Genomic DNA, 16812 nt, shown 5'->3' with positions numbered 1-16812 from the left:
CAATCATTTAAAATGATGGTTTTAGCAAGTCAATCAGACGCTCAGCCACTTGTGTGCTCTCATCGCGGCTCATATTAAGCGGCGGTAGCAAGCGCACAACATGCCCACCAGTGACATTGATGATGAGCTTTTGTTCATCACGCGCACGATCAACCAACTGACTACAGTCCATGTCTTCAGGCAAAGCGATACCAATCATCATACCTGCACCACGACTGCTGACTCCATATTGTCCTAGTGTATCGACCAGCGTCTCTCGAATAAACAGCCCTTCGGTTACGGCATTGGTCATGATATCACTGTTAGCCAATACGTCATATACGCTATGTACCACACGACTGGCTAGCGGCGTACCACCATAAGTAGAGCCATGACTACCAGCACCAAACAGACCATTAGCGCGGCCACGTACCATACACGCGCCTACTGGAAAACCGTTACCCAAGCCCTTAGCTGTCGTCAATACATCAGGACGCGCATTACTATGTTGATAAGCGAAGTATTTACCCGTACGGCCATTACCTGTTTGCACTTCATCCAGCATAAATAGCCAGTTGTGGGCTTCACACTCTGCTTGTAGTTCTTCAAGATACGTAAATCCGTTGGCAGCAGTATTTAAACCCCCTTCACCTTGAATAGGCTCTACAAAGATGGCGCAAATTTCATCATGATCTTGCGCGGCTTGCTTAATCGCGGCAATATCGCCAAAGGGTACACGGATAAAGTCATCATCTAATGTGTAAAACCCTTCACGGGCTTTTGGGTTGGCGGTGGCTGACAATGATAATAAGGTACGACCATGGAATGACTGCTCCATAACGATGACTTTTGGGCGTTTAAAACCTTGCTGATAGGCATATAGACGCGCCAATTTAAGCGCCGCCTCGTTCGCTTCAGCACCACTATTGGCAAAGAACACACTGTCCATTTGGGCGGCTGTACATAGTACTTCACCCGCACGCTCTTGCCAGTCGATACCGAATAAATTACTGGTATGTACTAAAGTCGCTGCTTGCTGCTGAATGGCGTCAGTCACTTGCGGGTGGCAATGCCCTAAACCGCATACGGCAATACCAGTCAGCGCATCTAAATAAGGCGTGTCATCTTTGGTATACAACCAGCTGCCTGAACCGCGTGTAAAGCTGATTGGCTGACGGTTATAAGTGGGCATCAGATAAGTAGCAGACATATAAAACATCCTTAAGATGATAAATTAGTTAAAAGAGAAGGTGTTGATTATAGCTCGTCAGAAAAAGGCGTGGTTTCAGCAGGTAAGGTATAGTCTTCATTTGCCCATGCACCTAAGTCGATAAGTTTGCATTGACTGCTACAAAACGGCTTGTATTTATTGTCTTGCCATGCTGTTTTAGTACCACAACGTGGGCAAGGATAGGTTTTAGGAGAGGTTTGGGGGGTAGATTCAGTCATGATAAGGGTGGGAGTATCCTCGATTTATTTGTATGATGAATGTCATTAGCGAGCGGCAGTCGGTAATTACATCTATTTTCATCTCGTATGCGCTTGATAGACTACGATAGCGCGTTACTCGCTGTCGCTATATTACTATTGAAGTGGATTGGCTATATAATAGCATGCGCCCGAATAATGGCAAAAGACAAATACTTTAAGGATAGTAGATGACCGACAATATTGAGCTTACACATCAGCAACAGCGAGCATTTCAACCAGAAAAGCTTTCAGCACCACGTAATTTTATTATGCCAAATATCATTCACGACAATAAAAGCACTGTCCCTTTAATATTAGAAATTGGTGCAGGGAAGGGTAAGCATGCGCTTGGTTTCGCCGCAAAAAATACCGATAAGCACCTGATTGCGATCGAACGTACGCGTAATAAATTTGACGCTTTTGCCAAACTGGCAGTGCTACAAGATTCACCGAATTTAACTGCCATTCATGCTGATGCGATCGCATGGATTGTGCATGCCATTAAACCCAATAGTGTCAGTAAAATCTTCATACTGTACCCCAATCCTGAACAGCATAATCCCAACCAGCAATGGCTAAACATGCCTTTCTTCGAGTTTCTATTGTCACGCTTGCAAGTAGGTGGAGAGGTGGTACTAGTAACAAACATCGAAGCCTATATCAATAATGCAGAGCAGCAAGCAACGGAGACATGGTCGTTGCCTAATGAGCGCTATCAAGTCGCTGATGACAGTCAGCGCACGCATTTTGAAATAAAATATTTAGCCCGTGGGGAGGTATGCTGGGAACTTATTATGCGTAAGCCAGAGGGTTATAAAACTAGGTTTGATGAGTGGCAGACGGATATTGCGAATCAAGTTAAATAACCTAAGTAATAAATCGAAATAAATCTTGCCGATAATAAGTGCTAATTTATAATATATAAAATAGCCTAAGCAGATAAAATACTAAAAAATAAAACCGCCACAAAAAGGCGGTTCAAAAATTATTTATTATTAAAGAAAATTTGCTTCAATCAAGACTATAAATAAGGTTTTACTAAAGTATCCGAATCAGTATAAGCGTCAAGCACCGTCAAAAAGGTATAAGCACCAATAAATTTTCGACTAATAAACATAAATTCTTTTGGTGGCAAGTTAAACTCAAAAGACTGCATTGCTTTTGTGGCTTGTGTTGAAAGGCGAGAGTGAAGTTTGCTATTCGCCCAAATATAACGGTCGTCCTTATCTAAACAATCGCTAGGAATATCAGGATTGGTCGCTGGATCACTAAACGGTTCGGTTGCCAATAAAAATAGTGACGCCATATCAGAGCGTACTTTATCACTCATACTATCAAAGAAGTCATAACCCGTCATCGCAAGCATCATCGCCCGATGGTCATGGCGGTAACCAGCTTTTAGTAAGCCATGCGCAATGGTCAAAAGGTTGTTATCAAATTGACGAATAGCACCAAAATCTAATAATACTAATTTATCGATATCACCTTCATTTTCACTGACACGAACCAAATAATTACCAAAGTTGGGGTCTGTCTGCATTTCACCCCACACAAAAATCTCTTGCATCATGATTTCGATGGCCGCCTGACCAATAGCGTTACGACGCTCATGAGGTAATAATTGTAATGCCTCAGAAACTACAGTAATACCTGGCTCATAAGACATGCAGAGTAGGCGCTTTTTGGAATAAGTACGATTAATCTTGGGCACTATGTAACGCGTATCATTACTCAAACGGTCATAAAATCGTTCTGTCGTCGCGGCTTCAGCTTCATAGTCCACTTCATGATGGAGTAGGTCACGTATTTCTTCGAACCACGCATCGAGCGAACGGGTCTGTGGAACGATATTACTCACTTTTAATAGTTGTTTAAATAAAGCAAGATCCGAGTTGATCGCATCAGCAACACCCGGATACTGAATTTTTAATACAACTTGCTCGCCAGTTGCAATCACGGTGGCTCGATGAACTTGAGCGAGCGACGCAGTGCCTATAGGAACCGTATCGACATCTAATTCATGTAGTTTTTCGCCCAATAATTGCTGCAGGGTTTGTTGCATGGTTGGCCATGATAACGTAGCGGTATCGTCATTGAGCGTTTGCAAGGCACGGGTAATTTCTGGTGGCAAAATATGTTCGCCATAAATCGCTAGCATTTGACCAATTTTGACGACCGAACCTTTTAGCTTACCTAGCTCTTCTGCGAGGTAGTTTGCTTGGGCTTCCATAAATACTTGGTTGCGTGCTGTGCGAGCTTCTTTATTTAAGAACATGCCAGACACACTATTACCCGCCCAGCGGCGACCAATATTTAAGGAAGTTTTAGCAATCGACATTCGTCTATCAAACCCTGAGGTTTTTAAGTTATCGATGGATTGCTTGGTGCTAGAAGGTTTAGACGTATCATTTGCCATAAATATAATCATTCATCCAGTTGGTATTGATTTGTGGGTTCAAAACCTACAATACAAGGGAGATGCGATGTACGGGTACAAAATTGTATCATATAAAGCACATTTGGTTGATGAGCCTAAGCTTGCCAATAGCAGTTACTTTGTAAGCCGCAGTATATATTTGCAGATTATAATTTCGTAAAAAATAATATCAAAAAATAAGACCTAGCATGATGCTAGGTCGAATCATAAAAGCTAAAAATAATTTGGTATATCAGACTAAAACTGAGAACAGCTATCGCCTGAGTAATATTGATTTTTAACTGTTTTCACGAGCAATGGCATGATGCCCAATATCACGGCGATACTGTGCACCATCAAAACTAATCGCACCTGTTACCGCAAGTGCGGCTTGCTGAGCATCTGAAATACTATCTGCAAGAGCAGTCACGCATAATACACGTCCGCCATTCGTCACCACTTCTTTTTCACGGTCTATGGCATCGCTGTCAGAAAAAGTAGTGCCAGCATGGAAGACTTTGACAGCGTTGTCATTATTGTCATCTAGTTCTGGCAAGCCAGCAATTACATCACCTTTTGATGATGTTTCAGGATAGCCTTTTGAAGCAATGACGATACCGAGGGCAGGGCGGCTGTCCCATTGAGCATCACTAGGCAACTGTCCTGCTAGACCTTGTGCCACCAAATCTACCATTGATGATTGTAAACGCATTAGGATAGGCTGAGTTTCTGGATCACCGAAGCGGCAGTTAAATTCGATCACATAAGGGTCACCTGCTTCATCAATCATAAGACCTGCATATAAAAATCCCGTATAAGGGTGACCAGCATTATTCATTGCATCAACCACTGGTTGAATGACTTGGGTCATGACTTTTTCATGGACATCTTGAGTGACCACTGGCGCAGGAGAGTATGCTCCCATACCGCCTGTGTTCGGACCTGTATCGCCTTCAAAAGCCCGTTTATGGTCTTGGCTTGTTGCCATTGGCAAGATATTTTTACCATCAATCATGCAGATAAAGCTGGCTTCTTCACCTTGCAAAAACTGCTCAATCACCACGCGGCTGCCTGCATCACCAAATTTATTGTCCGCAAGCATATCATCGATGGCCTCATATGCCTGTTCGATAGTTTCTGCAACAATGACACCTTTACCAGCGGCAAGGCCATCAGCTTTGATAACGATGGGTGCACCTTGTTCATCGATATAAGCTTTGGCTGCCACCGCTTCGGTGAAGCCTTTATAGGCTGCGGTAGGGATATTGTTTTGTTCCATGAATTCTTTGGCGAAGGTTTTGGAACCTTCTAACTGCGCACAGTATGCTGTTGGTCCCCACGCTTGAATCCCAGCATCGCGGCAAGCATCAACGATACCAGTGACCAAAGGCGCTTCTGGTCCAACAATGACCATATCAATGGCATTGTTTTGGCAAAAATCGATGATTGCACTATGTTCACTAGCGTTGTCGCCCGTAGATACTAGAACAACGTTTTGGCATTTAGGTTCAAGCGCTGTACCAGCATTACCAGGCGCGACGTAGACATTATTGACCTTATCGTCTTTTGCACATTGCCATGCTAGCGCGTGTTCGCGACCACCTGAACCAATCACCAAAATATTCATCATACGTCTTGCCCTTAGCATTAAAGTTAATTATGAGTTAGCCACACACTCTCAAATATACTGGCATATTCTAACAAAAAAGTCGTACCGATTGCCATGAGTATCCACTTGCCAGCAATTAATCATTAATAAACGGAAAAACCTGTCTCATGAGCAAATGTTATCGACATGTTGCTGATTCATGAAATGATGTTGTACGCTTTAGCTGGCGCGCTATGTACGTTACACTTCACTAAATTAATGGCATTAAATCCCAATTGCGACATATTCCTAAAAATAAGGGTGAAAAAAGGAGAGAAACTTAAAATATCAAGAAAAAACAGAATAAATTGCGTAAATGGATATACTGCTCCGCAGCACCAATAATGTTTCACATATTTATGCGCTGCCATTAGTTAGTACGAATTAATAAACTTAAATAAATGATAAATCAAATCTATAAAAAAGGATGAAGGACATGCCAAACTCCCTCAGTATCGCAAAAGAGCGCATCGGCCAGATAAGCGATATTGCTACCAGTTATGTACAAAAAGACAAATCATTATTTGATCATTTTATTCATAGCTATTATCAGCCATTGCACGCAGAGGCAGCTGAGACTATCAGTAATGCTGACCTAGCGGGCATGGCATTACATCATTTTACGTTGCTCCAAGCCTATGATGGCAGCAAGCCACAACTGAAGGTGCTGTACCCCAAAGCAGAAGAGCAGCATTTTCATAGCTCACATACGGTTATTCAAATTGTTGCCTATGACAGACCGTTTTTAGTCGATACGATTTTGATGAGTCTTGAGTCTGAAGGTATCGATGTTCATCGTACTTATAACATCATTGTCAGTGTTGCACGTGATGATAATGGTCATATTACTCATGTCGAAGGCGCACATGAAAGCGCGACCTCTCATTTGTCTTTGATTCATTGTGAAATTGCCTATCAAGATGATGAAGATCTGGCTGCATTACAGCAAATGTTATTGGCAAAAATTGATACGCTAGATACAGTCGTTGGCGATTGGAAGCAGATGCGTGCGCAGTTGACGGATATCAAAGCTGAGCTATCAAACAAACCACTGCCAGAAGTTTTTTACTCGCAGCAAGAGATACAAGCGTTTTTAGATTGGATATTAGACGATCATTTTATATTCTTGGGTTATCGTGAATACCGTTTGGAAGGCGGTCAGGCTGTTGAAGTGAATGCTGAACCTGCTGATTTAGATTTATTCGCCATTGGTAATAGCGGTCTTGGTCTATTACGCGGTGCTGAAGAAGATAAACTGTCAGAAAGTTTTAGCCAATTGCCAAAAGTATTAAAGCAGCTATTGACTGAACCGCGAGTGTTGATGTTGTCCAAATCAAGCCGTGTATCGCCTGTGCATCGTCCCGTATATATGGATTTTTTGGGTATTCATAAATTTGATGACAACGGTAAACTGGTTGGTGAATATCGATTTATTGGTCTATTGACCTCACAAGCGTATCAACTAACGGTACAGCAAATTCCGCTATTACGTGACAAAGCCAATAAGATTATGGCGATGGCAGAATTGCCACGTGACGGTCATGCGCACCATAAAATGATGCATGTGATTAACACCTTGCCGCGTGACGACCTCTTTCAAGCCAGCGTTGAAGAGCTATATCCTATCGTTTCTGGTATCAGCCAGTTGCAAGATAAAAAGAGCCTGCGCCTATTCAGCCGTGTGGATCATTATCAGCGTTTTGTCTCATGCTTGGTCTATATCCCGCGCGACAAGTTCAACACCGAGCTACGTATCAAAGTACAGAACGTCCTAAAAGAAGCTTACGGTGGCACATCATCAGGATTTACCACAGAATTCAATGAATCAGCTCACGCACGTGTGCATGTCCACGTGCGTACGGTGCCAGGTCAAGTGAAAGACGTCGATACTGCGGCACTTGAAGCCAAACTATCTGCTTTAATGCAATCATGGAGCGACAGCTATCAAAAGATGCTGCTGGATAATGTGGGTGAGCAACAAGCCAATGCTTTAAACCGTCGCTTTTTGAATTATATCCCTGCCGCTTATCAAGAGCGTTTTGATGCCCGTACTGCGGTTGAAGACACCAAGCGTTTGGCTGTATTGACAGCAGAACAGCCGATGATTTGGCATTTATACCAGTCAACTGGCGATGCAAGCAATCAATTACACCTAAAATTGTATGGTCGTGAACAGCCTGTTATTTTATCCAAAGTCCTGCCAATCCTTGAAAACTTTGGTGTGTCTGTCATTTCAGCGCAAACCTATGAGTTTGATTTGCCAGAGCAGCCCATTTGGATGCAAGAGTATGAACTGACACTGGAGCATGTCGATACTGTCAACATGCAAGTGGTGCGTGGTCAGTTTGAAGACAGTCTCAAGCAGATTTGGGCGGGACATGTCGAGAGTGACTCCTTTAACGAATTGGTATTAACGACCAATTTAGACACTTATGATGTGGTGGTGCTACGAGCATTGTCACGCTATATGATGCAAGCAAAAGCACCATTCTCTAGTACGTATATTCAGCAAACGGTAGTAAAAAATAGCGACATTAGCGTGGCGCTAGGTAGTCTGTTTGATGCCCGTATGAATCCTAAGTACAGTGAAGATGAACGCACAGAAAAAACCGCGCAGATTCAACAGCAAATCACGGCGGAATTGGCAGGTGTGGATAGCTTGGATGAAGACCGTATCTTGCGTTGGTACTTAGATTTAATTAACGCCATGGTACGCACCAATTTCTATCAAACCGATAGCGATGGTCAGCGTAAAGATCGTTTATCGTTTAAGTTTTTGGCAGCAGATATTCCTAATCTGCCAAAACCAAAACCGATGTTTGAGATATTCGTGTATTCGCCGCGTGTTGAAGCCGTGCATTTGCGCGGTGGTAAAGTGGCCCGTGGTGGTCTGCGTTGGTCAGATCGTATGGAAGATTTCCGCACCGAAGTGCTTGGTTTGGTCAAAGCACAGATGGTCAAAAACGCGGTGATTGTCCCTGTTGGTTCAAAAGGCGGTTTTATCGTCAAAACCAAAACCATGGCAGATGGTCGCGACGCATTCCAAGCCGAAGGCATTGCTTGTTATCAAGCATTCCTACGCGGTATGCTCGATGTGACGGATAATATCGTTGATGGAAAAATTGTCCCGCCAGCCAACACCGTGCGTCATGATGAAGATGATCCGTACTTAGTGGTCGCGGCTGATAAAGGAACCGCCAGCTTCTCTGATATTGCGAATGCCTTGTCTGCTGAATATGATTTCTGGCTCGACGATGCCTTTGCTTCAGGCGGCTCGGTTGGTTACGATCACAAAGCCATGGGTATCACTGCACGCGGTGGCTGGGAGTCGGTCAAACGCCACTTCCGTATGCGCGGCATGGACATTCAGAACCGTGATAACTTTACCGTGGTTGGTATTGGCGATATGAGCGGTGACGTATTCGGCAATGGTATGCTGCTCTCCACCCATACCCAGCTGGTCGCTGCATTTAACCATCTACATATCTTTATTGATCCGAATCCAGATGCTGCTGCTTCACACGCAGAACGTGCCCGCTTATTTGACATGCCACGTTCGACGTGGGATGACTATGAAAAGTTGCTCATTAGCCAAGGAGGTGGTGTTTTCTCCCGTAAAGATAAGAGCATCACGCTCAGTGCTGAGATGAAGCAGCGTTTTGATATCGCTGAAGACAGCATGGCACCCAATGAGTTAATCAGTGCGTTGTTAAAATCGCCTGTTGATCTTATTTGGAATGGCGGTATTGGTACTTATGTGAAAAGCGTGAATGAGAGCCATGCTGATGTCGGCGACCGTGCCAATGACGCAGTACGGGTCAACGGCAATGAGCTACGTACGGCTATCGTTGGTGAAGGTGGTAACTTAGGCTTTACCCAGCAAGGGCGTATCGAATATGCACAAACAGGCGGGCGCATTTATACCGACGCTATCGATAACTCAGGCGGCGTAAACTGCTCAGATCATGAAGTAAATATCAAAATTCTACTTGGTAAAGTGGTTGAGCAAGGCGACATGACTTTAAAGCAGCGTAATGAGTTGCTTGAGAGCATGACCGATAGCGTGGCAGAGCTGGTATTGCGTCAAAACTACCTTCAACCACAAGCGATCGAGCTTAGCCACATTCGTGCGGCGGCTAACTTAAGCGATCATCAGCGTTTCATTCAGATGTTAGAAGGTGAAGGGCGTCTTGATCGGGCGATTGAATATCTGCCATCAGATGAAGAAATTGCCAAACGTCAAAAAGCAGATACTGGCTTGACCAACCCTGAGCTGGCAGTTGTCATGGCTTATGGCAAAATGTGGGTGTATGACAACTTGTTATCATCAGACTTGCCAGATGATGCGTATTTTATCAATGAGCTGCGCAAGTATTTCCCTGATGAGCTGGCGACGCGGTTCTTTGATGAGATGACTGAACATCGCTTACATCGTGAGATTATCAGCACCTATTTGACCAATAGTGTGGTCAATCGTTTGGGTATTGAAGCACTGTTCCGTCTTTATGAGGAAACAGACCAATCGCTTGCGACCATCGTACGTGGTTATGCGATTAGCCGTGATGTCTTCAATGTGTCAAAAGCTTGGAACACGCTTGAAGCACTGGACAATCAAGTCGATGCTACATTACTACTAACTCTTGAACTGCGTCTACGTGACGCGCTTGAGCAAGGTGCTGTTTGGTTTATCAATGCCTTTGGTCAAGAATTGCAAGTCGCTGACATGATCAGTCGCTTTAGCGATAGTGTTGAGAAATTAACCAAATCAGGCGGCTTTATTGAGCAACAATTTGCAGAATACTTGCAAGAAGATACTACTAGCCTGATGCAGAATGATCTGTCTAATAGTGATGCCGCGTTGTTTGCGATGCTGCCTTATCATGTTGATGCACTTGATGCCGCACTGCTCGCTGAGCAATATGAGCGTCCTGTTGATGAGATTGCAACGTTGTACTTTGATGCCTATCACGTCTTGCAGTTAGATTGGATGATGGACAACATCGCCACGTTACCACAGCAAGACTACTGGGATCGCCGCGCACGCCATGCGTTGATGAATGAGCTGTCACGTAGTCTACGTCTACTGATGGATGCCATATTATCTAAACCAGATGCGAAGCAAGCATTTGGTGAATGGCGTTCACGTCACTTGGATCATCTGGAGTCTGTCACCACAGAGATGAGCAAGTTAGATAATCTGCATCGTAATGATGAAAATGGTCAAATTGGTCTTTCAACGTTGTCAGTATTGATGAGTGAGCTAAGCGGTTTGGTAACTAAGTAACTAAACTAACTAAACTAACTAAACTAACTAAGTAGTCATTCAATAAACAACAAGATAAAGGTCTTTTCAAAAAAACCACCGTTATTAATTAACGGTGGTTTTTTATTGTCTGGCTAAGCGTAAAAAGCAATCAACGGCGTGATGCACGCTCGACTCTTGATGACCGCTTTAACTTACAAGGCTTTTTCATTAGTAATATTGACCACTCGGCGACATCCTTGACCACTGATGTGGCTAAAACCACCCGAGATTTTTTCAACCTTGATTTGAGTCAAGATGCGATCTTTTAACGCCTGTACGTGAGAGATAATACCAATAAGCTTACCTTCTTGTTGTAAGCTCGTTAAAGTATCGAGCGCAATATCAAGCGACTCTTCATCAAGCGTACCAAACCCTTCATCCAAAAATAGTGAATCCACGCGAATATTGTGACTCGCCATCTGCGATAGCCCAAGGGCGAGCGCCAAGCTGATAATGAATCCTTCGCCGCCCGATAAGTTTTTGGTACTGCGAATATCACCACCTTGATAGTTATCAATCACATTAAGCTCAAGCGGATTACTGTCATCATGAATGAGCAAATAGCGGTCACTCATTTTTTGCAGTTGCGTATTGGCATGGCTAATCATGACTTCAAACGTTAAGCCTTGCGCAAAGGTGCGATATTTTTTGCCATCAGCAGAACCAATTAACGTATGTAGCTGCTGCCAAACTTGTAGTTTTTGTTTTTGTTCATCGATTGCAATCAGCTGTGTCGCCTGTTGCCCTTTTTGGCTGTCGTTATCCTTAAGCTTTTGGTCAATCGCACCGATTTTTTGACTTAACTCATCGATATCCGTCTGTATTTGATGATGCTTGCCAGCAAGTGTTTCTCGGTCTTCATGTGTCATAGGTGTGGCAAGTTTTTGCTCTAACGCTTGCTGGGTATTATTTAACTGCAACTTAGCTTGTTGTAGGGCATTATCAATCGCTAGTTTACGTATATGTAATGCCTCACGCTCTTCTTTAGGCAGACGCGCACTCAAAAAATCCGACTCATCGACGAACTTTGACTCTGCGAGTAAGTTAGTAAAAATACTGTCCTGTGTATTTACGGTAGTAGTCGCCAACTGTTGCTCTGTAGCTAGCTGTTGCTCTCTGCTCTTTAATTGCTCTAAAGACTGCTGTATAGAATCTAGCTGTCTTTGAGCTATGATTTGTTTGGCTTTAGCCTCATCAGCAGCGCTGCGTAACTGGTTTTCTTCATAGTCTGTATCTTTATCTGCGAATAGCGCTTTTCTAGCTTTCTTTAATTGTTCGATATCCTCTGTTTTATTATCAATTAATTCCTCTAATTCTTTGAGTGCTGCCTCATCATTGGCGAGCTGTGCTTGCTTACTCTCAATATTCGCAGTCAGGCTGCTCAGAGTATTGGTGAGTTGCTGTTGGCGGCTACTTTGCTCATGATGATATTGCTTTAACTGCTTCAAAGCATGACGTTGTGCCCGCAATTGGTTAATATGCTCATCATAATCTGCGCTTGCTAATACTATTTGCTTATGAGTACTTTCAATGAGTTGCAGCAGTGCGCCTTGAATGTCAGTCGCTTTGGGCGCTATCGTTAAATGCTTCTCGTATTTAGCCGTTGGGTACTTACTCACCAAAGATGAAATATTGGTCATCATGGGTATGAGTGCCGAAAAATTAGTGGCAATCTTATCTTCGACACTTTCAATTTTTTGAGCATTTAGCTTGATATCAGTCATCAGGTTATTAATGGCGTGACTAAGTAGCTGTTGCTGCTGTTCATCGGCTTCGATGGCAATACTGAGCGTTGCAGCACTTTCAGCTAGGTTGTCATATTTGACGACTATCGTTTTAAGAGACTGTTTATGCTCAGTCAGTTTGTGTTTGATGGTGTCTAATAAGGATAAGCTGTGATCAATATGAATATCAGTATCGCTCTTAATCTGCGCAAGTGGATCGATAATTGCCACAGTCGATTCCGAATAATTATTTTTAGTGTTAAATAGCGAGGAAAGGTTAGACTGAATATCAGCGTGTAAGATTTTAGATTGCTGCTGTAAGGGCGCTAACTGCTGCTGTTGATTATTGATGGCTTCTTTTTTGGTGGCATGGTCGATATGATGTTTAGATAAAGTCTGCTCAAGATTATCAATAGCAGTTTCTAATTCAGCTATGTGCTGCTGAGTTAATTGCGCCTTAGTCTGTTTTATTGTGGACGACTGGTTTTGATCGTCATGGGCGTCGGTATTATTATTCTTGGTACTAGAGTCTAATAATGGATGATGTTTGCTATAAGGATGCTCATGTGCACCGCAAAGCGGGCAGGGCGACCCATCCTCTAGCTCTACTATATAATCTTCAAGCTTAGCGACCTTTTGTAGTAGATGTAGATGCTCTTGTTTCTCTTGTCTCTTGAGCTTAGCCTCTTCAATATTTATCTTGTGACTGTCAATCAAACCTTCTAAAGTCTTAAGCTCTTGATTCAGTTTGGGTAACGTTGCATTGATGTGTTGAATTTGGTTGGTACGCTCAGACAGCTGCTCTAGCTTAATATTGGCTTGCGCAATCTGGGTGCTGATTTGATCGATTTGCTCTTGCTCGCGACGCATATTAGCAATGGGCTGGTTTTGAATGAGTGTGGCTTGCTGCTGTTGTACGCTGGCAAGTTGCTCGCGTTGCTGCGTTATCAATAATTTCTCTGCGTTTTGCTGCTTATATAACTTATCAAAATCAGTCTGTAGCATGCGGGCTTGATTACTATAAGCAAGTTTATCCGCTGTTAGATTGGCATTATCTTCCAACAGCGCCATTAATTGGCGACAGCTGTTATCGAAGGTCACCATATCTTTATCGAGGTCTTTTAGCTCTTGGTAATCGCGAAAGTACTTTTCTACACTGCTAAGCTGAGTCTGAGTCTTTTGCTCTGTTTGTTTGTAGTCAGCTATATCTTGACCTAATTGTTGAGTGTTACTAACTAATACCTCTTTACGCTGATTATCGCTAGCTAAAGAATAAGAGTGCTGTTTTATCTCAGTATCCAACTCACGCGTCTTTTTAATAATAGGCAAAGTAGCATGTAGGCTATCTGTGGCTTGCTTTTCAATGGTATTGATATTATTTAGATGGATTGAAGCTTGTGCCAGTACTTCTTGCTGAGTTGGAATCTTATTAAGTAAACCTTGCTGCTCAACCTCTAACTGCTTGACCAAATTTCGGTTGTAGCTCAGCTCTCGGAAGTGACTGTCAATCTCTAGAGCTTTATTAGCAATGTTTAAGCGCTGTGCTTCTGGGATAAAGGCTTGCTGCGTTTGCTGCGCTGTTGCAAACTCGACCTGATAGGTCGAGAGATTTTGCTGTAGCTGCTGAACGCTATCCAGCCATTGTAGCTGTTCACTCAGGGTTTTGAATGTTTGGCGCTGTGCGCTCTGCTGTTGGTTAAAGCTCTCTAAATCTGCTACCAATAGCTTTTCGTCTTCAATATTTAATAACGACAAGCTATTCACGCCCGCTTGCAGCTTACCAAGCACTTCTTCCTCAGAGCGTTTTTTTTCATGAACGTTTAATGATATTTTGGCATAAATAGCCGTACCCGTTATTTTCTCTAAAATCGCGGCTCTATCGCCAATATCAGACTTTAAAAACGCGGCAAAACTGCCCTGTGCGAGCATGATGGAGCGCGTAAATTGATTAAAATCCATGCCGATGAGGTTTTGTATATAGGCAGAAGTTTTGGACTTTTTCTCTTCTAAAATCTTGCCGGTCTTCACCTCGCTAATCTCATGCTTAATCGGTAATAAATTGCCCTTGGCTTTTTTGTGAGCGCGATGTTGATACCAGTAGCATTGGTAGCGTTTGGAATCTATCTCGATGATGACTTCTGCTGAGCATTCACCTGTACCTTGAGTCATGATCTCGTTCGTTGAACCAGTGATATCGCCCAGTCTTGGCGTCTGGCTATAGAGTGCTAAGCAAATCGCATCCAATATGGTCGTCTTGCCAGCACCAGTCTGTCCAGTAATGGCAAAGATGCCTTCATTAAGAAAAGCGGGGTCACTAAAATCAATGTGCCATTCGCCTTTTAAAGAATTCAAATTTTTAAGTCGTAGTTCAATTAGGCGCATGATAAGGTCTTATTTTTATAGGTAGTAATAAAAAGGGCAATAATGAGAAATGAAGCTATTATTCTAGCTAGCTTCGATCAACAGCGTTTATGATTACATAATACTATTCAGCCTGAGTATCTTCATGACGTAAGTTATAAACGATTTGATCATAGGCGTCACGTAAGGATGATTTTTGCTCATCAGGAATATCATGAGCAATCAAGCAACGCTCGAATACTTCTTCCTCATTTAAATCTTGTAGCGTCTCGGAAGTTTGTTGTTGATTTAGTACTTTATTATAGGTACGAGTGTTTTTGATTTTTAACACCTCGCACGGCAAATTATCTACCATCGTTTGGATATGCTCACGTAACTCGCTGATAATATCATCACCCGTATAAATAATTTCAAGCCATACAGACTCTGTTGCGTTAAGAGATTGAATGACTTTATCTATAGCCTGATTAATGCACTCCAAATCACCTGAAACTTGCGCCAGTTGTTGAAACTTTGGAATAGGTAGGGATACTACTTGCATCTGATTAGAGTCATCTCGGTGCAGTATTTTGTTGGGAGTATCGATATTTCTAGGCATTGATTGGTTGTTTTGATCCTGCTGATCAGGGATATTTTCTATAGCAGCAGTTTTTGTTATCTCATTACTTTCTGATTGCTCGTCAAAACCAAACAAGTCATCTATAAATCCAGTCGTCTGACTGGCTACTTTCTTAACAGGTTTTTCAATCGGGGTAACGGTATTGGTCAGCTGAGGAATAATGCTTTCAACTATATTATTTGAGGCTGATTTTTGACTGCTAATGTCATTTGCTACTGCGCCAAACTGTACCAGTAATACTTGTTTTTGCTGTTTTGACTCACCAAATCCCATCGCGATTGGCGAGCCTGAATAGCGGATATGATCACAGCTACCAACCCTTTGCGGTACGTGCAAATGACCAAGTGCGACATAGTCAAAGCAGCTATCAAACATACTTGCTGATATTTGACCTAGGTTACCTACATAAAGGTCGCGAACACCATCATCCTCAGTTGTTTTGCTATCAAGAGCAAATAGATGCCCTGTCGCAATGATAGGAATATGACGCTTATGCGCTTTGGTTAACTCAGCTTGTATGGCTTTGGCAATATCTGCAACGTCATCGTAGTGTGCGCAGATACCAGCGATGACATTGGCATCTTTGCTATCAGCCGACTCGCCAGCCTGACTGCTACGCACGTCACGATCACGCAAATAGGGGACGGCAGCGATAATACAATGCGGGTTTCCATCTGTATCATCTAATACCAATACTTCATCGTTTAAGTCTTCACAAGCCGTACCGATAACATGGACGTTTAAAAACTTGAGTACATTGCTTGGTGCATCTAAAAATGTCGGGGAATCGTGGTTGCCTGCGACGATGACGACATGTTGACAGCATGATTTTGAAACTTTTCCTAAAAATTCATAATACAGCGCTTGTGCTCTATTGCTTGGGGTCATGGTGTCAAATATATCACCAGCGACAATAAGTACATCGATTTGCTGCGCACTAATGGTGTCTTGGAGCCAGCTTAAAAACGCTTCAAATTCCTCATAGCGCATCCGTCCATAAAGCCTACGCCCCAAATGCCAGTCAGAGGTGTGAAGGATAGTCAGAGGGGTAACAGCAGATACAGACATAATGAGGCTTAATGGTGAATGAAAGACAGCGATTATTTTAGCAAGGATTAGAGAAGTTTGCTTTGCTATAAATTTACCAGTAAAGCAAAGTAGATACGAATGAGTAGTGACATTTGACCGTAAATGAAACGATGATCGATTATTAAAATAATGGCTATTTAAAAAAGCTGATTAATAAGGCGCGTTGTTAATAGTATTAAGTAACAAATAAATGGTACTAGA

General features: G+C 42.8%; 8 protein-coding genes. 2 read left to right on the top strand and 6 right to left on the bottom strand.

Going from position 1 to position 16812, the window contains the following annotated elements; translation table 11 throughout:
- Positions 1-7 precede the first annotated feature (7 nt).
- Both JMW85_RS07635 and JMW85_RS07630 read right to left on the bottom strand, forming a co-directional pair.
- Complete coding sequence (locus tag JMW85_RS07635) at positions 8-1189, bottom strand: aspartate aminotransferase family protein (RefSeq protein ID WP_201560880.1); 1182 nt, start codon at positions 1187-1189, stop codon at positions 8-10.
- Between the two features lie 47 nt (positions 1190-1236).
- On the bottom strand, positions 1237-1428 hold the full coding sequence (locus JMW85_RS07630) for a DNA gyrase inhibitor YacG (RefSeq protein ID WP_201501228.1): 192 nt from the start codon (positions 1426-1428) through the stop codon (positions 1237-1239).
- 209 nt (positions 1429-1637) lie between these two features.
- Between JMW85_RS07630 and JMW85_RS07625 the strand changes: the two genes are divergently transcribed.
- Entirely contained in the window at positions 1638-2315 is a 678-nt protein-coding gene (locus JMW85_RS07625) for an SAM-dependent methyltransferase (RefSeq protein ID WP_201581348.1), read from the top strand.
- A gap of 155 nt (positions 2316-2470) precedes the next feature.
- On the opposite strand, the gene JMW85_RS07620 is transcribed toward JMW85_RS07625, so the two are convergent.
- Both JMW85_RS07620 and purD read right to left on the bottom strand, forming a co-directional pair.
- Positions 2471-3865 (bottom strand): ABC1 kinase family protein, encoded by a 1395-nt coding sequence (locus JMW85_RS07620; RefSeq protein WP_201581347.1) that lies wholly within the window; start codon positions 3863-3865, stop codon positions 2471-2473.
- A gap of 298 nt (positions 3866-4163) precedes the next feature.
- The gene (gene purD, locus JMW85_RS07615; protein ID WP_201581790.1) at positions 4164-5492 is read right to left on the bottom strand and encodes a phosphoribosylamine--glycine ligase; all 1329 of its coding nucleotides are present in this window, start codon (positions 5490-5492) and stop codon (positions 4164-4166) included.
- A 457-nt stretch (positions 5493-5949) separates the two neighbouring features.
- Here purD and JMW85_RS07610 point away from each other — a divergent pair, with 457 nt between their 5' ends.
- Complete coding sequence (locus JMW85_RS07610; protein ID WP_201581346.1) at positions 5950-10797, top strand: NAD-glutamate dehydrogenase; 4848 nt, start codon at positions 5950-5952, stop codon at positions 10795-10797.
- A gap of 173 nt (positions 10798-10970) precedes the next feature.
- Here the strand turns inward: JMW85_RS07610 and JMW85_RS07605 are convergent, their stop codons facing one another.
- A complete protein-coding gene (locus JMW85_RS07605) occupies positions 10971-14924 on the bottom strand; it encodes an AAA family ATPase (protein WP_201581345.1) in 3954 nt (1317 codons plus the stop codon).
- Positions 14925-15027: 103 nt separating this feature from the next.
- Positions 15028-16590 carry an exonuclease SbcCD subunit D C-terminal domain-containing protein gene (locus tag JMW85_RS07600; protein WP_201581344.1) on the bottom strand — a complete coding sequence of 521 codons (1563 nt, stop codon included), beginning with the start codon at positions 16588-16590 and terminating at the stop codon, positions 15028-15030.
- Positions 16591-16812 lie beyond the last annotated feature (222 nt).

The organism is Psychrobacter glacincola, from assembly GCF_904846075.1.
Lineage (GTDB): Bacteria > Pseudomonadota > Gammaproteobacteria > Pseudomonadales > Moraxellaceae > Psychrobacter > Psychrobacter glacincola_C.
Note: the sequence above shows the minus strand (reverse complement) of the source record. Positions and strands in the feature narration are given on the sequence as shown.